Source organism: Kitasatospora sp. NPDC096204 (assembly GCF_044763205.1).
In the GTDB taxonomy this organism is placed as follows: Bacteria; Actinomycetota; Actinomycetes; order Streptomycetales; family Streptomycetaceae; genus Kitasatospora.
This window is the reverse complement of the sequence record NZ_JBIWFT010000027.1, coordinates 1-22397: the sequence shown is the minus strand read 5'-3', so window position 1 is coordinate 22397 and position 22397 is coordinate 1. Positions and strand designations below refer to the sequence as shown.

Below are 22397 nucleotides of genomic sequence, written 5' to 3'. Positions count from 1 at the left end.
TCACGAGGCCTTGCGGTGCCGGTACTCGGCGACCGCCGCGGTGATCACGCTGAGCGGCACCGGCTCGTCGGCGTCCGCGATGGCGGCCTCGATCCACTCCCGCATGATCGCCGTCGGCTTCAGCCCCCGTTCCCGCGCGCGGCGCCGGACCTCGTCCATCACCGGCTTGGGCAGCCGCAGCGAGGTGGTGATCATCACCGACTCGGCCGCCACCGGCTCCGCCGGCTCAGCGCTCATGATCTCGTCCTCGGTCAGTTCGTGCGTCTCGTAGTACTCGGCAATCGCTTCGAGGTCCGCACCGTTGTCAGTCATCCGTCACCTTCAACTCGTCCGCTTGAGGAACAAGCGCCTCTCGGCGGCTGTCATGTCGCGGGCCGTGGCGCAGTACCACGCCGACGACACCGCCGCACTGCTTGCCAACACCACCAACAGGTACCGCCCGGCCCGCGTTACGCCGTGGCAGAGCGTCGTTCCCTCCCTCCCGTCGGAGAACCAGTGGGGGCGGGTGAATACGACATCCTCCACTTCCTCCGGGTCGACGCCGTGCCTGGCGATGTGCTCCTCAGACCGCTCAGTCCAGTAGATCTCACTATGCACGAGCAGCAGCGTGATGCAAATGCATTGCGCGGCTCAAGGAACTGTCACTCCCCCGGGTGACGACGCGCGGGGGCTCGCAGGAGCGCGGGCGGCTCGGCCGGCCCTGGTGGCGGCCCGGAGGCCGGGCCGCCACTGAGTCCGTCCGGCCGGGCGGCGGAACGTACGGGCCTACCGGGACCGTCAGACCGGGAGGTTCCACTTCTGGTTGTCGGCGCCGTTGCAGTCCCAGATGCCCAGCTGGTTGCCGTTGGTGGTGGAGAAGCCGAGGTCGTCCAGGCAGCGGCCGGACTGCGGGTTCAGCAGCGAGCCGTCACCGCGGGCCTGCCACTGCTGGGCGCCGGTGCCGTTGCAGTCGTAGATCTGCACCAGGGTGGCGTTGCCGGTGTTGCCACCGGAGACGTCCAGGCACTTGCCGAAGGCGCGGATGGTGCCGTCGGTGCCGATCTTCCACTGCTGGTTGACGTTGCCGAGGCAGTCCCAGATCTGGACGGGGGTGCCGTTGGAGCCGACGCCGCCGCGCACGTCCACGCACTTGCTCGCGTAGCCGGAGATCTGGCCGGTCGGGCCCGCCGGGACGGCGGGGCCGGAGACGATCCAGCCGGAGGTCGGCATCGCCGGCCACATGCACCCCGCGGTGGCGGTGCCATTGCCGACGGCCCAGCCGCCGTACGCCGCCGAGAAGACGGGGAACCCGTTGGCGCCGATGCTCTGGCAGCTGCCGGCGACGCGCCAGGTCTGGTTCGGGTCCATGCCCGAGCAGGTGCCGACGAAGCCGTTGCCGCTTCTGCCGACGGAACAGCTCGCGGCGGTCAGGGCGTTGGCGCCCGCCGCGGCCTGGGAGGCCTGGGAGGTCTGGGAGGTCTGGGAGGTCTGGGAGCCCTGGGTGGCCCGCTCGGCGGCGTTGGCGGCCGGCGCGGTGAGTGCGGCGGCTCCGGCCAGCAGGGCGGTGGCGAAGAGGGCTGCGGTACGGCGCATGGAAGGTCCTTCCGGGTCGTGGGATCACGTCGACCCACCGTCGGCGCAACCGTGGTGACGGTGCGTCGGATGTGTGGGCCGCGTGAAAGACTCGGGGGTGCGCGGTCGGCCGTCAACCGGCAGGTCACCGGCAGCTGCCGGGCATGGGCGCCCTGATCAGGGCCGTCGCTCCGAGCGGCAGTTTCGCCGGGCCTGTTCGACTCCCCGGCGCCGGAGAACCGAAACAGACCCGGAAGCCGAACGGGACCGGGGAGCCGGACGGGCCCGCAGAACCGAAACGGCCCCGGAACGCCGGACGGGCCCCGCACGCCCCCTGTCGTGGGGAGGTGCGGGGCCCGTTCGGTGCGGGTCTGACAGCCGTCAGTCGGCCTTGCGGCGCTGGCGGCCGGTGCCGTAGTTGGAGCCGGACTTGGAGCCACTGCCGGGCTTGGCGCGGCCCGAGGAGCGGCCGATGAAGCCGGCCGCCTGCGGGCGCTCGCCCTGGGCGGCGCCGCCCATGCGCTGCTTGGGGCGGGGGCGGCGCGGGTTGCCGTTCATGTCGACGTCGGTGGGCAGCCCGGAGCGCTTGCCGGAGCGGCGGCGCGGGGAGCCGGACTTGGCCCCGGCGGGCTTGTCGGCGCCGGAGGCGGCCTGGTCCGCGGGGACGGGCACGGCCAGCGTCACCGGGACGCCGCTGGGCGTGCGGGCGCCGGTGATCCGGGCCAGGTCGGCGTCGCCCGGGCGGATCTTGGTGATGGTCGGGCGGATGCCCGCCACCGTCATCAGCCGGTTGACCTCGCGGCGCTGCTCGGGCAGCACCAGGGTGACGACCGTCCCGGACTCGCCGGCGCGGGCGGTGCGGCCGCCGCGGTGCAGGTAGTCCTTGTGGTCGACCGGCGGGTCGACGTTGACGACCAGGTCCAGGCCGTCGATGTGGATGCCGCGGGCGGCGACGTTGGTGGCGATCAGCGCGGTGACGTGGCTGTCCCGGAACTGGTCGAGGACCCGGTTGCGCTGCGGCTGGGACTTGCCGCCGTGCAGGGCGGCGGCCTTCACACCGTTGGCGAGCAGCTGCTTGGCCAGCCGGTCGGCGCCGTGCTTGGTGTGCACGAACATGATCACGCGGCCGTCGCGGGAGGCGATGTGCGCGGTGGCGGAGGCCTTGTCGGCGGGCTCCAGCTGGAGGACGTGGTGGTCCATGGTGGTGACCGCGCCGGCCGAGGGGTCGACGGAGTGGGTGACCGGGTCGGTCAGGAAGCGCTTGACCAGCCGGTCGACGTTGCGGTCCAGGGTGGCGGAGAACAGCATCCGCTGCCCGCCCTCGGCGACCTGCTCCAGCAGCTTGCTGACCTGCGGCAGGAAGCCCATGTCGGCCATCTGGTCGGCCTCGTCGAGGACCGTGATCGCGACGTCGGAGAGCTTGACGTCACCGCGCCCGATCAGGTCGTCCAGCCGGCCGGGGGTGGCCACCAGCACCTCGGCGCCGCGGCGCACCGCGTTGGACTGCCGCCCGATCGACATGCCGCCGACGACGGTGGTGATCCGCAGGTTGACGGCGGTGGCGTACGGGGTGAGCGCCTCGGTGACCTGCTGGGCGAGCTCGCGGGTGGGCACCAGGACGAGCGCCAGCGGGTGCCGGGGGTCGGCGCGGCGCCCGGCGGTACGGGCGAGCAGCGGCAGGCCGAAGGCCAGGGTCTTGCCGGAGCCGGTGCGGCCTCGGCCGAGCACGTCGCGCCCGGCGATCGAGTCGGGCAGCGTGGCGGCCTGGATCGGGAAGGGCTCGGTGACGCCCTGGCGGGTGAGCGCGGAGAGGATCGCCTTGGGCAGTTCCAGCTCGGCGAAGGACGCCGCCGGGGGCCGGGCCGGGGTGCCCTGGACCACGGTGAAGTCGGCGGCCTCGGGGGCGGCGGCGGGGCGGTTCTGCCGGGGGGCGCCGGCGCGGCCGCGCGGCTTGCGCCGGCCGTCGCCGGAGGCGGTGCCGGCGGTGCGGCGGGCCTGGTCGGAGTTGCGGGGGCCGCGGTCGCGCGGCGGGCGGGCAGGGGTGGTCACGGGATCTCCGTCCGTCGGTCTACAGCCCGGTCTGCGAGCTGGGTCGGCCGTCGGAAGGGAGAGTGTGCCGCCCCGGCCGTACGGCGGCATGAGCGGGGGCCCGCACCATGGGTGCGGGCCCCCGCTACGCGATGATCGCGAGTCAGCGTGGAGCTGACGTCAGCCGATGATCTGGATGTTCTCGGCCTGCGGGCCCTTCTGGCCCTGGGTGACGTCGAACTCGACCTTCTGGCCCTCGAACAGCTCACGGAAGCCCTGAGCCTGGATGTTCGAGTAGTGGGCGAACACGTCGGCGCCGCCACCATCCTGCTCGATGAAGCCGAAGCCCTTTTCGCTGTTGAACCACTTCACGGTGCCGGTAGCCATAACCGTCTCCTCCAAACTGGGGCATCAGGGATCCACACCTCGTGGGTCCCCAAGTAGCCGCGATCCCCATCCGGAGACTGAAACACCGGACAAAACAAATGCGCCTGTCGGTTGGAACCAGCAGGCGCACACCACGTTCATGGGAACCAAAACTGCAACTGACTCGACTGTAGCACGGTAGAACCGGGGTTGACCGGGGATTTTCCGCCTCGGAGATCACGTTTGGTGGCCCCGCGAAAGGGGCAGGCGGCGCCCCGCCGAAGCGGGGCGCCGCCTGCCCGTACCGATCCGTCCGGGTCAGCGCCGGCCGGCCGGTTCCGGCACGCCATGGGCGTCGGCCAGCGGGGCCGGACCGTGGCCGTGGGCGGGGCTGTCCGCGTGGCCGGGCCACCAGGCGCGGTGGCCGAGCAGCGCGGTGAGCGCCGGTGTGAAGAACATCGCCATCACGAAGGCCGCAATGAGGATGCCGATGGCGATCGAGAAGCCCATCTCGCTCATCAGGGTGTTCCCGGCCAGCAGCATGGTGCCGAAGGTCGCGGCCAGGATGAAGCCGGCCGCGGCCACCGTCGGGCCGCCGTGGCGGATCGCCTGGCTCGCCGCCTCGCGGGGACTGCGGCCCTCGCGGGCCTCCTCGCGCAGTCGGGCGATCATCAGGATGTTGTAGTCGGTGCCGAGCGCGACCACGAACAGGTAGATCAGGATCGGCAGCATGAACATCAGGCCCTGCTCGCCCTTGATGTTCTGGAACACCAGGGTGGTGGCGCCGAGGGTGGCGCCGAACCCGAGGCCGACCGAGGCCATCAGGTACCAGGGGGCGACCACGCTGCGCAGCAGCAGGCCGAGGATCACCATGATCAGCACCGCGGCGATCGGGAAGACCAGGCTGTAGTCGTGGGCCATCGCCGTGTTGATGTCCTTGAACACGGAGGTGGTGCCGGCGACGTAGGCCTTGGTACCGGCGGGCGCGTGGCCGTGGGCGACCTCGCGGACCTTGCCGATGGTGTCGATGGCCTTGTTACTGGCCGCCTCGTCCTTGAGGACGACGGTGATGTCGGCGGTGAGCCCGTCCTTGCTGATGCCGCGCTCCGGGTCCGGCATGGCGACGCCGGAGACGCCGCTCACCTTGCCCAGGTCGTCCACGTAGCCCTTGAGCCCGGCGACGTCGATCCGGTTGCCGTTCTGGCTGGTCAGGTATACGTGGGCGGGGTCTGCGGCACCGGCCGAGTAAGCCTTGATCATGGTGTCCTGGACGACCATCGACTCCTTGGACTTCGGCATCGAGCTGCCGGCCATGTCGAAGGTGCCCTGGTAGTTGAGCGCGGCGACCGCGAGGCCGACCATCACCAGGCCGGAGAGCACGGCGGCGGCGGCCGGACGGCGACCGACGGCACGGCCCATCGCCGCGAAGCGGGCGTTGGACGGCTCGCGCTGCCAGGCCTTGGAGGGCCAGAACAGGACCTTCTCCGGGATCAGGCACAGGATCGCGGGCACCAGCGTGACCGAGGCGACCGCGGTGACGGCCACCGCGATGGCCAGCGAGGGGCCGAGCGCCTTGAACATGCCGAGGCTGGACAGGACGAGCACGGCGAAGGCGACCACGACGGCACCGGCGGCGGAGGCGATGGCCTCGCCGACCCGGCCGATCGCGTTGGCCACGGCCTGCTTGCGGTCGTCCCCGGCCCGCAGCCGCTCGCGGTAGCGGAACATCAGGAAGAGGAAGTAGTCGGTACCGACGCCGTAGAGCACGACGGTGAGGATCTGTTCCATCGAGCTGTCGGCCTTGAGCCCGAACAGCTTGCTGGCGTCGGCGATGAGGCCGTTGGCGACCATCGAGTAGATGATCACCGAGAGGATCGGCAGCAGCGCGATGATCGGGCTGCGGAAGATGATCCCCAGCGTGAGCAGGATGATCACGACCGTGCCGAGGCCGATCAGCATGCCGGCCGTCTTGCCGGCGTCCTTCTGGTCCAGGTTCATCGCGGCCGGGCCGCCGACCTGGTATTTCAGGTTGCTGCCGGAGGCGAGCGCGGTGCCTTCGTCGCGGAGCTTCTTCGCAGCGTCGGTGAACTCGTCCGACTGCATCTTGGTCTTGTCGATGGAGACCAAGGTCATCGCGTACTTGTGGTCCTGGGAGTAGGACGCCGGGGACACCGGGACGACCATCTCGACCAGCGGGATCTTCTTGTCGGTCAGGCCCTGGGTGACCTTGGCCATGGCCGCCGCGTCGCCCTCGTCCAGCTTGCCGCCGTCGGTGCGCTCGAAGAGCAGCAGCGCGGAGGGCGAGATGTTGGACGGGAAGGCCTTCTGCTGGAGCTCCGAGGCCTGGATGGACTCGTAGTGCTTGGGCAGGAAGGCCGCCTCGTCGGTGTTGGCCTTCAGCGGCGGGGCGGTCGCGATGATCGCGACCGCAGCGATCAGCCATGCGCCGATGACCCACCAGGGGCGGCGAACGACGAATTGTCCGAGTCGGTGGAACATGCTCGTGATGCCTCCTGGGCATGGTTCACCGCAGCCCTCGGGGGACGGGTTTCGGGGCGACGGCAGGGCCGGCTCGGGGAACGCCTCGCGGACGCCCCCTTGCCGGTCGGCAGGTAAGTGGATCTGGGGCATCATCCTACGAGCACTTGCTTGCCGCCCGGCAAGGAGCCCCCGTGTGCTTCAACCCCCGTCGGGCCGCCACGAAGCGGCCCCGGCCCAGTTTCTCCCGGGCACGGGCCCGTTGACCTCGTGCTACGGGTGGAGACTTCTCCCCCTCAGGGTGGAGGTGGATCCCCTACCCCCCAGGAGGAGATCTCGGGGTCCGGGGGTAGGGAAAACCCCACCCGGACCCCCGAGGAGAGCACCAGGAAGAGGCCACCCGCCAGCCGGATTAACCGTCAACCCCCCTTTCCCTACTGTCGATCGGGACGCCGGACCGCAGTCGGCGCACCGCCATCGGCGACTCCCGCGACCCGGGGCCGCCGCCGCTCCCGTCCGGCGACGACCGCCGAATCTCCCAGGGGGGAAGAACCACCGTGAAGCCCGTGAAGCCCAGACTCGGCCTGGCGGCCGCGATGGGCGCCTGGAGCGCCCGGCACCGCAGGACGGCCGTGTTCGGCTGGCTGCTGTTCGTCGTCCTGACCGCCACTCTCGGCGGCCTGCACGGCAGCACCAGGATCACCGAAGCCGAGCAGGTCCCCGGACAGGTCTCCCGGGCCGCGCGGATCCTCGACGAGGCCGGCCTGAAGAGCCCGGCCGGCGAGACCGTGCTGGTCCAGAGCGCCACCCGCGGCGCCGACGACCCGGAGTTCCGCGCCGTCGTCGGCCAGGTGGTCGCCGCCGTCGACGGCACCGGCGAGGCCGCCGAGGTCCGCTCGCCGTACGACACCAGGGCGGTCTCCGCGGACGGCCACTCCGCACTGGTGACGCTGACGCTCAAGGGCGACGCCACCGAGGCCGTGGACCACGTCCAGCCGGTGCTGGACGCGGTGGCCGCCGTACAGAAGCAGCACCCCGACCTGACCGTGGTCCAGCTCGGCGACGCCAGCTCCGGCAAGTGGGTGCAGGACCAGCTCACGACCGACTTCGCCCGCGCCGAGTGGACGGCCGTGCCGCTCGCCCTCGGCATCCTGCTGGTCGCCTTCGGCGCGCTGGTCGCCGCCGTGCTGCCGGTGGTGCTGGCGCTCACCGCCTTCGTCGCCGCCGCCGGCCTGGTCGCGCTCGGCAGCGGGTTCCTGCACACCAGCGGCGACGCCAGCTCGGTGATGCTGCTCGTCGGCCTCGCCGTCGGCGTCGACTACTGCCTGTTCTACCTGCGCCGCGAGCGCGAGGAGCGGGCCGCCGGGCGCGACGCCGCCACCGCGCTGGCCGTGGCCGCCGCCACCAGCGGCCGGGCGGTGCTGGTCTCCGGCATCACCGTGGTCGTCGCCATGGCCGGCATGTTCCTCACCGGGATCTCCACCTTCAAGGCGATGGCCTTCGCCACCATCGTGGTCGTGATCACCGCCGTGCTCGGCTCGCTCACCGTGCTGCCCGCGCTGCTGTCGCTGCTCGGCGACCGGGTCGAGAAGGGCCGGGTGCCGTTCCTCGCCAAGCTGCGCCGCCCGGACGCCGGACAGGACGGCGGACGGTTCTGGAACGCGGTGCTGACCCCGGTGCTGCGCCGCCCGCTGGCCGCCACCGTGCTCGCCTGCGCCTTCCTGCTGGCCCTGGCCGCACCGCTGCTCACCATGCACACCGCCAAGCTGACCTTCCAGCAGCAGCTGCCCAGGGGCAACGCCCTGGTCGCCGCCTCGCAGAAGATCGAGGCCGCCTTCCCCGGCAGCCCCGCCCCCGCCACCGTGGTGATCAGGGCCGCCGACATCGACTCCCCCGCGATGACCGCCGCGATCGCCGACCTCCAGGCCAGGGCGCTGGCCGGCGGGCGGATGCACGGCCCGGTGGAGGTCGCCGTGCACGCCGACCGGAACGTGGCCGTCGTCGCCATCCCGCTCAACGGCACCGGCAACGACGCCACCAGCAACGACGCCCTGAAGAGCCTGCGCGAGGACCTGCTGCCCGCCACCGTGCTCAGGGTGCCCGGCACCGAGGCCCCGGTCACCGGCCAGACCGCCGCCTCGTACGACTTCAACCGGAAGATGACCGGCTCGATGCCGCTGGTCTTCGGCTTCGTCGTCGCCTTCGCCTTCCTGCTGATGCTCACCTCGTTCCGCTCCCCGGTCGTCGCGGCCACCGCCGTGGTGCTCAACCTGCTCTCGGTGGGCGCCGCGTACGGGGTGCTGACGCTGGTCTTCCAGCACGGCATGGGCGCCTCGCTGCTGGGCACCGCCGGGGTCGGCGCGGTGGAGTCCTGGGTGCCGCTGTTCCTCTTCGTGATCCTCTTCGGGCTCTCGATGGACTACCACGTGTTCGTGGTCTCCCGGATCAAGGAGGGCCGTGACCGCGGCCTGCCGACCCGGGCCGCGGTCGCCCACGGCATCCGGTCCACGGCCGGGGTGGTCACCAGCGCCGCGGTGATCATGGTGGGGGTGTTCTCGGTCTTCGGCTCGCTGTCCATGCAGGTGATGAAGCAGATGGGCGTGGGCCTGGCGGTCGCGGTGCTGATCGACGCCACGGTGATCCGCGCGGTGCTGCTGCCCTCGGTGATGACGCTGCTGGGCGAGCGCAACTGGTACCTGCCGCGCTGGCTGCGCTGGCTGCCGGACCTCTCGCACGGCGAGTCCGTCCCGCCGCTCGGCGCCGACGGGGCCGCGCCGCCCGCCCGGCCGGCCGCCGCGTCGACGGAGGGGGCGCGCCACCGCCGGGCCGGGGTCTGAGCGCCCCGCCGGAACGCCCCGACGCCGGGTCCCGCAACGCGCGGGGCCCGGCGTCCGTGCGTCATGATGATCACCGTCCGGGAACCTCCGGACGAACGTCGGCGGAACGGAACCCAGCCATGATCCCCTTCGACGAGGGCCGCGCCCGGCTGCTGCTCGCCCAGGCCTGCGACTCGGCCGGACTGGCCGCCCCCGACGGGGCCACGCTGCTCGCGCTCGGCGAGAACGCCGTCTTCGACCTCGGCGTCCCGGCCGTGGTCGCCAAGGTCGGCCGCGGCCCCGAGCTGTACGACCGGGCGCACCGCGAGCTGGCCCTCGCCCACTGGCTGGCCGGCCAGGAGGTGCCGGTGGTCCGCCCGTACGACGCGGTGGCGCCCGAGCCGCAGCTCGCCGACGGCCACCCGGTCACCTTCTGGCACCGGCTCGCGCCCGCCGTCCGGCCCGCCCGCCCGGTCGACCTCGCCCCGCTGCTGCGCGCCCTGCACCGGCTGCCGCTGCCGCCCTTCACGCTCGGCCGGCGCGACCTGCTGGCCCCGGTCGAACGCTGGCTGGCCTCCGCCGAGGGCCACGTCGACCCGGCGGACGTCGCCTTCCTGCGCCACCGCCGGGACGCCTTCGAGGCCGCCCTGCCGGACCTCGTCCCGCAGCTGCACCCCGGGGTGATCCACGGCGACGCGCTGCCGCGCAACGTCCACATCGGCCCCGAAGGCCCGGTGCTGCTCGACCTGGAGTTCATGGCGAACGACCTGCGCGAGCACGACCTGGTGGTCCTCGCGCTCAGCCAGGACCGGTACGGCGTGCCCGCCGAGGAGTACCGGGCGTTCACCGAGGCGTACGGCTGGGACGTGCGCGAGTGGCCCGGCTTCACGGTGCTGCGCGGCGCCCGGGAGACCGCCAGCGCCTCCTGGGTGGCGCAGCAGGCGGCCAGCAACCCGGCCGCGCTGAAGGAGTTCCGGCGCCGGGTCGACTCGTTGCGGGACGGGGCCACGGAGGTGCGCTGGTACCCGTTCTGACGGCCCTGTCCGTTACCCGTGGCGGGGCGGCGCTGCCACCGGGGCGGGTGTGAGAAGACTCTTACGGCGGTTCGGTCCGGCCCGCAACCGAGGAACGTACGATCGGCGTCCTATCGGACAGTCGTCCTGACCCGAGAGATCGGCACCGTACTCGCACCTCAGGAGCCGCCGCCATGCACCGGACCGCCCGTCGCCACCCCTTCGCCCCGACCCGACCGTCCCGCTCCCGGCGCCGGCTGCTGGCGGGCTGTGTGGCGGTGGCCGCCGCCCTGGGGCTGGCCGCGTGCGGGACGGCCGGCGGGGCGCTCCGGGCGGCGCCGAGCGCGGCCGCGTCCGGGACGCCGTCCGGTACGCCGTCCCCGGACGCCGCCCGGCCGAGCGGGACGGCGGCGACCACCATCGCGCCGGCGCCCGGCTCGGACGCCGCACCGCCGGTCTCCCCCGCGGCCCCCGCCGCCCCCTCCGCCTCCGCCTCCGCCCCGTCGGCGCCGGCGAAGCCGAACCCGCCCGTGGCCACCGGCTCCCCGGTGTCCACCACGCCCGCCGCGCCGGCCGCCACCCCGACCGCACCGGCCGCCGACCCGTCCTCGCCCGCCGCGCCGCCCCCGCACACCGGGGCGGGCACCGTGATCGGCTCCACCGCCTCCGGCGGCCGCACCGTGGCGCTCACCTTCGACGACGGCCCCGGGCCGGCCACCGGGCAGATCCTCGACCTGCTGGCCCAGCACCACGTCAAGGCCACCTTCTGCGAGATCGGCCAGAACGCCGCCGCCAACCCGGCCATGGTCAAGCGCGTCCTGGCCGCCGGGCACCGGCTCTGCGACCACAGCGTCCACCACCCGCAGCCGTTCGCGAAGCTCCCGCACGACAAGGCCGTGCACGAGATCACCGCCGCCCGGGACATGATCGTCCAGGCGGGCGGCCCCGGCACCGAGGTCGGCTGGTTCCGCGCCCCGGGCGGTGGCTTCAACGCCGACAACGAACAGATCACCGCGAGCCTGGGGATGTCCTCGCTCGGCTGGTCCGTCGACCCGCGCGACTGGGCACGGCCGGGGACGCCGGCGATCGTCTCGGCCGTGCAGAAGCAGCTCAAGCCCGGCGGCGTCATCCTGATGCACGACGGGGGCGGCGACCGCAGCCAGACCGTGGCCGCGCTCAAGCAGCTGCTGCCCTGGCTGGTCGCCCAGGGCTACACCTTCGACTTCCCGGCCGCGTAAGGCCGTCGGGCCCGCCACCGAGGGACGTTTCCCCCTCGTTCACCGGCCGGACGACGGCCCACACACCGCCCGCACCGGCCGTCGCACTAGCCTCCCGGCATGACTGCCGGCACTCCGTCGAGTCCCCGACTCCCTTACCTCAAAAGGCGCCTGGGCTTCGGCCGGGCGCTCGCGGCGCTGCTCCTGCTGGCGCTGTGCGCGACGGCCGGCCGGCTGTTCGCGGCCGGGGTGGTCGCCTACCGCGACCCGGAGACCTGCTCGCCGCTCTGCCTCGGCTCGCCCCACACCCAGGCGTACTGGGCCGGCGCCGCGCTGTGCTGGCTGACCGGCATGGTGGGCGCGGCGACGGTCGGCCGCTCCCCCGGCGCCGGCGCCCCGAACCGGCTGCCCGCCGGCGGGGTCCTGCTCCTCGCCGTCCTGGCCGGGGCGCTCGGCGCGGTCTACGGGCCCGGCGGGCCGTACCGGGCCGCGCTGCCCGCCGTCGGGCTCCTGGCGGCGCTCACCCTGGTCCTGGTCACCCTGTCCGAGTCCCGGCTCCGGGCGCAGTACCGCGCGTACCGGGCCGCCCGGACGACCGCCGACCGGCTCGCCGCGCACGGGGTGAGCACCGTCGGCACCGTCACCGCCGTCCGGCCCGGTGAGCCGACGGGCTTCGCCCAGCCGCAGTTCCGGCTCACCGTCGGCTACGCGGCCCCCGACGGTGTCGCCCGCAGCCTGGACTGCGTGGTCCGCGTCCAGGCCTACCTCGCGCCCCGGGTCGGGCAGTCGATGACCGTCCGCTACGACCCGCTGGCGCCGGACACCGCCGAGGCCGCCGTCGTGGCCCCGCCCGAGGGGGTCTGACGCCGCGGGCGGGCCCGGGGCCGGCACCCGGTCGGCGCCGTGCCCTCGTCAGTCGACGCGCAGCCGGTAGACCTGCCGGGAGCCGCCCTCCGGGCCCGGGGCGGCGGCCTCGGCCGGGGTGAAGCCCAGCCGCTCGTAGAAGACCCGGGCGCCGCTTGCCACCGCGCCCGGGTGGTCCGGGCCGAAGGTCACCACCTCGACGGTGGCCGGGCCCCGGACGCGGCGGCGCAGCGCGTCCTCGACCAGTGCCCGGCCGACACCGGTGCCCCGGGCGCGCCCGGCGACCACCAGCCAGTGCAGGTGGTGGGGCCCCGGGCCGCCGGCGCCGAACAGCAGGCCGCCGAGCAGCCCGTCGCCGTCCTCGGCGACCGTCGCCAGGCCGCGGTCGATGCCGTCGCGCACGGCGCGGTGGAAGCCCGGCTCGGCGACCATCGGGCCGAACCAGTGCTCGACCTCGGCGGCGAGCGCGAGGAGACCGGGCAGGTCCGCGGAGCGGGCGGGGCGTACCGGGCGGACGTCCGTCACCGGGCGGGCCAGCGCGGGTCGACCACCGCCTGCGGGTCCTTGCCGCGGCGCAGCCAGGCCTGGAGGCCCTCGGCCCACTGCCGGTACCAGTCGATCTGCCGCCGGTGCAGTTCGGCCGGGTCCAGCGCGCCGACCTCGTTCGGGTAGCGGCCGGCCAGCGCGACGGCGACCCGGACGGCGGCCAGCGCGTCGCTGCCCGCCTCGTGGGCGTCCGTCAGCTCCACCCCGTACAGCTCGCAGACCCGCTGCAGGGTGCGCGAGCCCTTGCGGTACTTGTCCACGGCCCGGTCGATCACCAGCGCGTCCAGCACCGGCCCGACGGGGCGGCCCAGGCGCTCGGCGAGCGTCGCCAGCCCGTGCCGGCGCAGCTCGGCGTCGAGCAGCGACAGGTCGAACGGCGCGTTGAACGCCACCACCGGCCGCCCGTCGGCGATCCGCTCGCACAGCGCGGCGGCTATCTCCTCCACCGCCTCCTTCGCCGGTCTGCCCTTGCTCCGCGCCACCTCGTCCCCGATCCCGTGGATCGCCTCCGCCTCGGCGGGTATCGGCACCCCGGGGTCGAGCAGCCAGTGCGCGGCGCCCACCCGGGCGGCCCCGACGGTGTCCACGAGCGCGGCCGTGACGATGCGGTCCACGGCCGGGTCGGTGCCCGTGGTCTCCAGGTCGAAGCCGACCAGTGGCTGCTGCCACCAGCTCATCAGGTGTGTCCTTCCGTCCTGCCTCTCGAAACAGCCCCTATCATCACCCGCCCCACCGACAGACCGGCCCACGGGGAGCCCGATCATGGGCCCGCCCGCCCTGCGCCGTTCCCCGGACCCGAGCGAATGAGCCGACCATGAGCACCGCCCCGGACCTGCCCGTACCCCCGCGCCGAGCCGACAGCGTCCACCCGCTGCGGACGATCAGGGAGGACGATCAGGGAGATCCGTGGGTCGCTGCCCGCGGACCGGGTCAAGCACTTCGACGCCGAGCTCGCCGACACCGACATCGACGCGCTGCCGGCGCTACCGCACCGCCGGGCGACACCGGGGACCGACGGCTTCGTCGACCGGCTCCTGTCGACGCCGTTCGAAGGGGTGGAGTTCGGGGCGCGCTCCTCCGACGACCCGGCGGGCTCCGAGCGGGTCCTCGACGGAGTGCGAGCCGAGTACCAGGGCCGGATCGCCTCGGCACCGCCGCCCCGACCAGCGCCTTTTCGATTGCGCGCGGCTCAGGAGACGGGCCGGGAGTCGGCCCAGACGCCCTCGAACTCCTCGCGGTAGACCTCCAGCAGTCCGGGTTCGGTGCCGCCGGGCTGCTGGCCGGCGCCGCCGCGCAGCACCAGGGCCGGGGACTCCATGCCGCGGGCGCGGCGCAGGTAGGGCTGGACGACGCCGAGGTCGCGGCCCTGCCGCCGGCCGCCTGCCTGGCCGGCCGTGCGGGGGCCCTCGACGAGGTAGGCGGTGAAGCGCGGGGTCTCGTCGAAGACCCGGATCTCGAAGCCGCCCTGGTCCCGCAGCCGGGCCCGCACCCGTCGCACGTGCATGATGTTCATCTCGATGGAGCGGGACAACTCACTGCGCCCGAGGCCGAGTTCGCGTTCACGGCGGCGCACCGCGCTGCTCGCCGGGTTGAGGAAGAGCAGCCGCACCCGGCAGCCCTCGCCGGCCAGGCGCACCAGGCGCTTGCCGGTGTAGTTCTGGCAGAGCATGCCGAGGCCGATGCCGAGCGCGTCCAGACGCCGGGCGCCGTCCAGCAGGTCCTCGACGGGCAGGTCGCGCTGGAGCCGGACCCGGTCCGCGTGCACGGCGACGACGTCGGCGTACCGGCCGGCCACCAGGGACTCGACGACGTCGGCGGGCACCCCGCCGGCGCCGCCGTCCAGTACGGCGAGCAGCCGGGCGGCGGCCCGTTCGGTCTGGGCGAGCACGGTCTGGGTGAGCGCCCGGTTGCGGGAGACCACGTGCCGGGCCACCTCCAGCTCGTCCAGCGCCAGTTCGATCTCGCGCCGGTCGGCCAGGTACGGCTCGAAGCAGGGCCAGTGCTGCACCATCAGTTCACGCAGCTGGGGCAGGGTGAGGAAGACCAGCGGGTCGTCGTCGGCCGGGTCGAGCAGGTAGCCCTTGCGGCGGCTGACCTCGCGGACGGCTCCGGCCCGGTGTGCCCACTCCTCGCCGGCCGGCCCGGCGGCGGCGGTGACCCAGTCCTCGCCGTGGGCGGGGGCGTAGATCGGGTGCAGCACCTCGTCGACCAGGGCGCGCAGCCGCTGTTCGACGAGGTTGAGCCAGACGTAGGCGCGGCCGGACAGCCGGACCCGCTGGTAGGCGTCCTCCCACTCGCCGGCCGACCAGGCCAGGGCGGGCACCTCGACCGGGCCGCTCTGGGCGGGCACCAGGGCGCGGCCGGTCAGGGTGGGGCGCATGACGACCGTGGGCGCCTCGCTGCGGGCCGCGCCCCGGCCGGGGCCGTCGGCGGGGAACACCATGCGCCACCTCGTCTGGTCTGCTGCGGCCGACCCCCGCGGGCGCGGGGGCCGCTGACTCCCTGTGACTTCCTGGAGGCCCGCCCACGCGGCCGGACGATCAAGGGTACTGCCCGCCGCGAGCCGCCCGCAGCCGGATGCCCGGGGGCTCCCCCGCACCACCGGGCGCACTCTTCACACGAATGCCCGGTGGGCGCTCGTTCGGCCCAACCCGGGCCGGATGTCCCGGCCGCCGGGGACGGGCTCGGGGAGTATGCGCTGTGCCGCGCGTCACGGCCGCTGTGCCGTGCGTCACGGCGCCCGGTCGCGCACATGCCCGGCCGCCCGGCCGGGAAAAGAGCGTCCGGTCCGGTCAGGCGATCCGGATCGCCCTCGGATCACATGCCGGTTTCCGTCGCCAGAAAGGAAGTTGAGGAGTCATGCAGGTCTGGCCCGGTACGCCCTACCCGCTCGGCGCCACCTACGACGGGGCCGGCACCAACTTCGCGGTGTTCTCCGAGAGCGCCGACCGGATCGAGCTGTGCCTGATCGCCGAGGACGGCTCCGAGACGGCCGTCGAACTGCGCGAGACGGACGCCTTCGTCCGGCACGCCTACCTCCCCGGCGTCCAGCCCGGCCAGCGCTACGGCTTCCGCGTGCACGGCCCGTACAACCCGGGCCTGGGCCAGCGGCACAACAGCGCCAAGCTGCTCCTGGACCCGTACGCCAAGGCGATGAGCGGGCACATCGACTGGGACGAGTCGGTCTACGGCTACCACTTCGGCGCCCCCGAGCGCCGCAACGACCTGGACTCCGCCCCGCACACGATGCACTCGGTGGTCATCAACCCGTACTTCGACTGGGGCACCGACCGCCCGCCGCGCACCGACTACCACCGCACCGTCATCTACGAGGCGCACGTCAAGGGCCTCACCCGGCTGCACCCGGGCATCCCCGAGGAGATCCGCGGGACGTACGCGGGCCTGGCCCACCCGGCGGTGATCGAGCACCTGGCCAAGCTCGGCGTCACCGCGATCGAGCTGATGCCGGTGCACCAGTTCGTCCGTGACCACCGGCTGCGGGACCTCGGCCTGGCCAACTACTGGGGCTACAACACCGTCGGCTTCTTCGCCCCGCACTCCTCCTACTCCTCCACCGGCGACCGCGGCCACCAGGTGCAGGAGTTCAAGTCCATGGTCAAGGCGCTGCACGCGGCCGGGATCGAGGTGATCCTGGACGTCGTCTACAACCACACCGCCGAGGGCAACCACCTGGGGCCGACGCTGTCGCTGCGCGGCCTGGACAACGTCTCCTACTACCGCCTCGCCCGGGACCAGCGCTTCTACGAGGACACCACCGGCACCGGAAACAGCCTGCTGATGCGCAGCCCGCACGTGCTCCAGCTGATCATGGACTCGCTGCGCTACTGGGTGACCGAGATGCACGTGGACGGCTTCCGCTTCGACCTCGCCGCCACCCTCGCCCGGCAGTTCCACGAGGTGGACCGGCTGTCCTCCTTCTTCGACCTGGTCCAGCAGGACCCGGTGGTCTCCCAGGCCAAGCTGATCGCCGAGCCCTGGGACCTCGGCGAGGGCGGCTACCAGGTGGGCAACTTCCCGCCGCTGTGGACGGAGTGGAACGGCATGTACCGGGACACCGTGCGGGACCTGTGGCGCGGCGAGAACGCCACCCTCGCCGAGTTCGGCTCCCGGCTCACCGGCTCCTCCGACCTCTACCAGGACGACGGCCGCCGCCCGATCGCCTCGATCAACTTCGTGACCTGCCACGACGGTTTCACCCTGCGCGACCTGGTCTCGTACAACGAGAAGCACAACCAGGCCAACGGCGAGGACAACCGGGACGGCGAGTCCTTCAACCGCTCCTGGAACTGCGGCGTCGAGGGCCCCGCCGCCGACCCGTCCGTCGAGGAGCTGCGGGAGCGCCAGCAGCGCAACTTCATCGCCACCCTGATGCTCTCCCAGGGCGTGCCGATGCTCTCGCACGGCGACGAGCTCGGCCGCACCCAGCTGGGCAACAACAACGCCTACTGCCAGGACAACGAGCTCACCTGGGTGCACTGGCCCGAGGGCGACGGGCCGCAGGCGCGGCTGCTGGAGTTCACCCAGGGGATGATCTGGCTGCGCCGCGACCACCCGGTGTTCCGGCGGCGGCGGTTCTTCCACGGCCGGCCGGTGTCCGCCTCCGGCGGCTTCGACGACCTCACCGACATCGCCTGGTTCACCCCGACCGGGGAGGAGATGACCAAGCGCAACTGGGGTGCCAGCCATGCCAAGTCGCTGACCGTCTTCCTCAACGGCTACGCGATCTCCGAGCCGGACCGGCGCGGCGGGCGGATCGTCGACGACTCCTTCCTGCTGATGTTCAACGCCCACTTCGAGCCGCTGGAGTTCACCGTGCCCGCCGACCACGGGCAGGAGTGGCAGGTCGTGGTCGACACCGCCCGGCCCCGGCTGCCCGCCCCGGGCACCGGTGCCCGGGTCAAGGCCGGGGACAGCCTGTGGCTGACCGACCGCTCGCTGATGGTGCTGCAACGGCCCGCGTAGCCGGCGCGGGGAGGCGGTGCGCGTAGCCGGCGCGGGGAGGCGGCCCGCGTAGCCGGCGCGGGGGGACGGTCCTCGAAGCGGGTCCTCGAAGGCGGCACCGGGCCGCTCCCCGGAAGCGGCGCGGCCCTTCGGACGGCCGGGTAGGTCACCTGTTCGGGTCAGCAGCGGGTCTTGGCGGCGCCCTCCCCCGGGTACCTATGGAGCTATGACCCCCGCCGCCGAGCCCGCGCAGCCCCGCCCGGCCGCCGCCGTCCCCTCATCGTCGTACCGCCTCCAGCTCCAGCCCGGCTTCACCCTCCACGACGCCACCGCCGCCGTCCCCTACCTGGCCGCCCTCGGCGTCTCCCACCTGCACCTCTCCCCGCTGCTGGAAGCCGTCCCCGGCTCCACCCACGGGTACGACACCGTCGACCACACCCGGATCAGCGAGCAGCTCGGCGGGGAGCCGGCGCTGCGCGAGCTGGCCGCCGCCGCGCACCGCCACGGCCTGAGCCTGATCGCCGACGTGGTGCCCAACCACATGGCCGTGCCCGCCCCCGAGCGGCTCAACCGGCCGCTGTGGCAGGTGCTGCGCGACGGGCCCGACTCGCCGTACGCACGCTGGTTCGACATCGACTGGACGGCCCAGGCGGGCCCCGTCGACGCCCCCGGACGCGGTCGGGTGCTGCTGCCGCTGCTCGGCGACCGGCTCGGCGCCGTGCTGGACCAGCTCACCGTGGACGCCGGAGTGCTGCGCTACCACCGGCACGAGCTGCCGCTGCGCCCCGGCACCGAGGAGCTGCCGCTGCCGGAGCTGCTCGCCCGCCAGTGGTACCGGCTGGCCTGGTGGCGGCTGGCCCGCACCGAGCTCAACTACCGGCGCTTCTTCACCGTCAACGAGCTGATCGCGCTGCGGGCCGAGGACCCGGAGGTGTTCGCCGCCACCCACGCCGTCCTCCTCGGGCTGCACGCCGACGGCGTCCTGGACGGCTTCCGGATCGACCACCCGGACGGGCTCGCCGACCCGCGCGGCTACCTGGAGCGCCTGGCGGCGGCCACCGGCGGGGCGTACGTCGTGGTCGAGAAGATCCTCACCGGCGAGGAGCGGCTCCCCGCGGACTGGCCGGTGGCCGGCACCACCGGCTACGACGCGCTGCGCCGGATCGACGGCGTGCTCACCGACCACGCGGGCGCCTGCCGCCTCGCCGGAGCGTACGAGTCCTTCCTGCACGGCGGCCCGGTCCGGGACCTCTGCGCCGACCCGCACCCCGCGATCGCCGAGGCCCGGCGCGGGCGCGCCGACATGGCCGGGCCGGACGGCGAACTCGCCGCCGAGGTCGAGCGGCTGGTGCGGATCGCGCTGCGGATCGGCGCGGCCGAGCCCGCGCACGCCGACCACGCGCCCGGGCAGCTGCGCGCGGCGCTCGGCCGGCTGCTCACCGGCTACCCGGCGTACCGGCCGTACGCCCGGCCCGGCGAGGCGCCGTCGACGGCGTCGGTGGAGCAGCTGCGGGCGGCCCTGGACGGCTCCGCCGACCCGACCGACCGGCTGGTGGCCGCGCTCGCGCTCGGCGAGCTGGGCCGCGGCGCCGACAAGGACGAGTTCTGCGCGCGCTTCGCCCAGACCGCCGCCGCAGTGGCCGCCAAGGGCGTCGAGGACACCGCCTTCTACCGCTGGAACGCCCTGCCGGGCCTCAACGAGGTCGGCGGCGAGCCCGCCCGGCCCGGGCTGCACCCGGCGGAGTTCCACGACTGGTGCCGCTACCTGGAGGGCACCTGGCCGCACAGCATGACGGTGCTCTCCACCCACGACACCAAGCGCAGCGCCGACGCCCGGGCCCGCCTCGCCGTGCTCGCCGAGCGGCCGGACGCCTGGGCCGCCGAGGCCGCCGCGTGGTCCACCGCCGCGGGCCCCGGCTTCGACCGGGACGCCGACTGGCTGCTCTGGCACACCCTGGTCGCCGCCTGGCCGATCGACCCGGACCGGCTGGTCGCCGCCCTGCTCAAGGCCGCCCGCGAGGCCAAGCTGCACACCTCCTGGACCAGCCCCGACCCCGGCTACGAGCGGGCCCTGGAGCAGCGCGCCCGCGCCGTCCACGGCAACCCCGGGCTGCTCCCCAGGATCGAGGGCGCCGTGCACGCCCTCGCCCCGTACGCCCGCGCCAACACCCTCGCCGCCGCGCTGCTGCACCTCACCGTGCCGGGCGTGCCGGACCTCTACCAGGGCAGCGAGGAGCCGCTGTACACCCTGGTGGACCCGGACAACCGGGGTGTGGTGGACTTCGGGGCGCTCGCCGTGCGGCTGACCGACGCGGCCGCGCCGCGCCCCGGCGACCTCGCCCGGGAGAAGCTGCACCTCACCGCCACCGCGCTGCACCTGCGCCGCTCCCGCCCGCTCGGCCCGTACCGGCCGCTGCACGCCGTGGGCCTCGCCGGTGACCACCTGCTGGCCTTCGCCCGGGGCGAGGACGTGGTCACCGCCGTCACCCGGCTGCCGTACGGGCTGGAGCGGGCGGGCGGCTGGCGCGACACCGTGCTGGAGCTGCCGGCGGGCGGGCCGTGGACGGACGAGCTGACCGGGCGGAGCTTCCCGGCGGGCGCGGTGCCGGTGGCCGAGCTGCTGGCGGGCCTGCCGGTGGCGCTGCTGACGAGGAGGGGATGATGCCGGCCTACGAGGTGTGGGCGCCCAACGCGGCCGACCGCGTGCGGGTCGAAGTCAACGGCTTCGCCTACGAGTTGGCCCGCTGCCCGGACCGGGACGGCTGGTGGTCCGGCGAGGCCCCGGCGGGCGACTACGCCTTCCGGCTCGACGACGGCCCGCCGCTGCCGGACCCGCGCTCGGCCCGGCAGCCGCACGGGCCGGACGGGCCGAGCCGCGCGGTGGACCACGCCGCCTTCCGCTGGTCACAGGAGGGCCGGCACGGCCGGCCGCTGCCCGGCGCGGTGCTGTACGAGCTGCACGTGGGCACCTTCACCGCCCGCGGCACCTTCGACGCCGCCGCCGAACGCCTGGACCACCTGGTCGAGTTGGGCGTGGACTTCGTCGAACTGATGCCGGTCTGCCCGTTCCCCGGCAGGCACGGCTGGGGCTACGACGGGGTCTCGCCCTGGGCCGTCCACGAGCCCTACGGCGGCCCCGACGGGCTCAAGCGCTTCGTGGACGCCGCCCACCGCAGGGGCCTCGGGGTGGTGCTGGACGTCGTCCACAACCACCTCGGCCCCTCCGGCAACCATCTGCCCGCGTACGGCCCGTACTTCACCGACCGGCACCACACCCCGTGGGGCTCGGCGGTCAACCTGGACGCGCCCGGATCGGACGAGGTGCGCGCCTACCTGATCGGCAGCGCGCTGGCCTGGCTGCGCGACTACCGGATCGACGGGCTGCGGCTGGACGCCGTGCACGCCCTCGTGGACCATCGGGCGGTCCACTTCCTGGAGGAACTCTCCAGCGAGGTGCGGAAGTTGGCCGTCGCCACCAACCGGCCGCTGTTCCTGGTCGCCGAGTCCGACCGCAACACCCCGGCCACCACCACCCCGCCCGAGGCCGGCGGGCAGGGCCTCACCGCCCAGTGGAGCGACGACTTCCACCACGCCCTGCACTGCGCGCTCACCGGCGAATCCCAGGGCTACTACGGGGACTTCGCACGCGCCCCGCTCGCCGCCCTCGCCAAGGCGCTCACCCGGGGGTTCTTCCACGACGGCACCTGGTCCTCCTTCCGCGGCCGAACCCACGGGCGCCCGTTCGCCCCGCTCGGCGACGGACACCGGCTGCTCGGCTACCTCCAGACCCACGACCAGGTCGGCAACCGGGCGCTCGGGGACCGCGTCTCCACCAGCCTCTCCCCCGGCCGGCTCGCCTGCGGCGCGGCGCTGGTGCTCACCTCGCCGTTCACCCCGATGCTCTTCATGGGCGAGGAGTGGGGAGCCGCCACCCCCTGGCAGTACTTCACCGACCACACCGACCCGGACCTCGCCGAGGCCGTCCGGCAGGGCCGGCGGCGGGAGTTCGCCGAGCACGGCTGGACCGCCGACGCCGTCCCCGACCCGCAGGAGCCCGCCACCGTACTGCGCTCGGTCCTCGACTGGACCGAGCTCCGGCGCGCCCCGCACACCGAACTGCTCGCCTGGTACCGGAAGTTGATCCGGCTGCGGCGCGAGCGCCCGGAACTGTCCGACCCGGACCTCGGCGCGGTTCGGGTGACGCACGACGACGCGGCGGGCCTGCTGGTGGTGCACCGGGGGCCGTACCGGATCGCCGTCAACCTCGGGCCGGACGAGGCCGCACCGGCGCTGGGGGCCACCGGGCGCGAGGTGGTGGCGGCCTTCGGGGCGGCGGCGCTGGAGGGGGCGGCGGTGCGGCTGGCGGCGGACGCGGTGGCGATCGTCGCTTCCTAATGTCGTTGTCAAGCCGTCTCGGTCGCTGGGGGTGTGATGTGGTAGCACCGTCGGTCACGAATCAGGGCCCACAGGACGTTGACGCGTCTGCGGGCCAGGGCCATCACGGCCTGGACGTGCCGTTTCCCCTCCGCGCGTTTGCGGTCGTAGAACTTTCGCGA

At 73.9% G+C, this 22397-nt stretch carries 16 protein-coding genes and 1 pseudogene; 7 read left to right on the top strand and 10 right to left on the bottom strand.

All coding sequences use genetic code 11. From position 1 onward, the window contains the following. The 6 genes from ACIQ87_RS26520 to ACIQ87_RS26495 form a co-directional block, all read right to left on the bottom strand. Positions 1-312 (bottom strand): hypothetical protein, encoded by a 312-nt coding sequence (locus ACIQ87_RS26520; protein ID WP_402410846.1) that lies wholly within the window; start codon positions 310-312, stop codon positions 1-3. A 9-nt stretch (positions 313-321) separates the two neighbouring features. After that, complete coding sequence (locus ACIQ87_RS26515) at positions 322-597, bottom strand: hypothetical protein (RefSeq protein WP_402410844.1); 276 nt, start codon at positions 595-597, stop codon at positions 322-324. 180 nt (positions 598-777) lie between these two features. Continuing rightward, complete coding sequence (locus ACIQ87_RS26510; RefSeq protein WP_402410842.1) at positions 778-1572, bottom strand: RICIN domain-containing protein; 795 nt, start codon at positions 1570-1572, stop codon at positions 778-780. A 360-nt stretch (positions 1573-1932) separates the two neighbouring features. After that, positions 1933-3600 carry a DEAD/DEAH box helicase gene (locus ACIQ87_RS26505; protein WP_402410840.1) on the bottom strand — a complete coding sequence of 556 codons (1668 nt, stop codon included), beginning with the start codon at positions 3598-3600 and terminating at the stop codon, positions 1933-1935. Between the two features lie 159 nt (positions 3601-3759). Continuing rightward, positions 3760-3966 carry a cold-shock protein gene (locus tag ACIQ87_RS26500; protein ID WP_030060364.1) on the bottom strand — a complete coding sequence of 69 codons (207 nt, stop codon included), beginning with the start codon at positions 3964-3966 and terminating at the stop codon, positions 3760-3762. A 297-nt stretch (positions 3967-4263) separates the two neighbouring features. Then, entirely contained in the window at positions 4264-6444 is a 2181-nt protein-coding gene (locus ACIQ87_RS26495; protein WP_402410838.1) for an MMPL family transporter, read from the bottom strand. A 575-nt stretch (positions 6445-7019) separates the two neighbouring features. Here ACIQ87_RS26495 and ACIQ87_RS26490 point away from each other — a divergent pair. From ACIQ87_RS26490 to ACIQ87_RS26475, 4 genes are all read left to right on the top strand, one after another. Next, complete coding sequence (locus ACIQ87_RS26490; protein WP_402411101.1) at positions 7020-9260, top strand: MMPL family transporter; 2241 nt, start codon at positions 7020-7022, stop codon at positions 9258-9260. Positions 9261-9379: 119 nt separating this feature from the next. Beyond that, complete coding sequence (locus ACIQ87_RS26485) at positions 9380-10273, top strand: phosphotransferase enzyme family protein (protein ID WP_402410835.1); 894 nt, start codon at positions 9380-9382, stop codon at positions 10271-10273. A gap of 173 nt (positions 10274-10446) precedes the next feature. After that, entirely contained in the window at positions 10447-11490 is a 1044-nt protein-coding gene (locus tag ACIQ87_RS26480) for a polysaccharide deacetylase family protein (protein ID WP_402410832.1), read from the top strand. Between the two features lie 99 nt (positions 11491-11589). Then, on the top strand, positions 11590-12333 hold the full coding sequence (locus ACIQ87_RS26475) for a DUF3592 domain-containing protein (protein WP_402410829.1): 744 nt from the start codon (positions 11590-11592) through the stop codon (positions 12331-12333). A gap of 48 nt (positions 12334-12381) precedes the next feature. On the opposite strand, the gene ACIQ87_RS26470 is transcribed toward ACIQ87_RS26475, so the two are convergent. The 3 genes from ACIQ87_RS26470 to ACIQ87_RS26460 all read right to left on the bottom strand — a co-directional run bounded on the left by ACIQ87_RS26470 (position 12382) and on the right by ACIQ87_RS26460 (position 15259). Continuing rightward, on the bottom strand, positions 12382-12858 hold the full coding sequence (locus ACIQ87_RS26470) for a GNAT family N-acetyltransferase (protein ID WP_402410826.1): 477 nt from the start codon (positions 12856-12858) through the stop codon (positions 12382-12384). After that, positions 12855-13556: an exonuclease domain-containing protein gene (locus ACIQ87_RS26465; protein ID WP_402410823.1), complete on the bottom strand. Its 702-nt coding sequence runs from the start codon at positions 13554-13556 to the stop codon at positions 12855-12857. Before ACIQ87_RS26465 ends, ACIQ87_RS26470 begins: the two co-directional genes overlap by 4 nt. Positions 13557-14068: 512 nt before the next feature. Continuing rightward, on the bottom strand, positions 14069-15259 hold the full coding sequence (locus ACIQ87_RS26460) for an SAV2148 family HEPN domain-containing protein (RefSeq protein ID WP_402411098.1): 1191 nt from the start codon (positions 15257-15259) through the stop codon (positions 14069-14071). Positions 15260-15738: 479 nt separating this feature from the next. Between ACIQ87_RS26460 and glgX the strand changes: the two genes are divergently transcribed. From glgX to treZ, 3 genes are all read left to right on the top strand, one after another. Then, positions 15739-17862: a glycogen debranching protein GlgX gene (gene glgX, locus ACIQ87_RS26455; protein ID WP_402410821.1), complete on the top strand. Its 2124-nt coding sequence runs from the start codon at positions 15739-15741 to the stop codon at positions 17860-17862. A 205-nt stretch (positions 17863-18067) separates the two neighbouring features. Further along, the gene (treY, locus tag ACIQ87_RS26450) at positions 18068-20503 is read left to right on the top strand and encodes a malto-oligosyltrehalose synthase (protein WP_402410818.1); all 2436 of its coding nucleotides are present in this window, start codon (positions 18068-18070) and stop codon (positions 20501-20503) included. Further along, the gene (treZ, locus tag ACIQ87_RS26445) at positions 20503-22236 is read left to right on the top strand and encodes a malto-oligosyltrehalose trehalohydrolase (RefSeq protein ID WP_402410815.1); all 1734 of its coding nucleotides are present in this window, start codon (positions 20503-20505) and stop codon (positions 22234-22236) included. The genes treY and treZ overlap by 1 nt, the downstream gene beginning before the upstream one ends. Positions 22237-22244: 8 nt before the next feature. Here the strand turns inward: treZ and ACIQ87_RS26440 are convergent. Further along, positions 22245-22397 (bottom strand): annotated as a pseudogene (locus tag ACIQ87_RS26440) (IS110 family transposase); the annotation flags it as partial.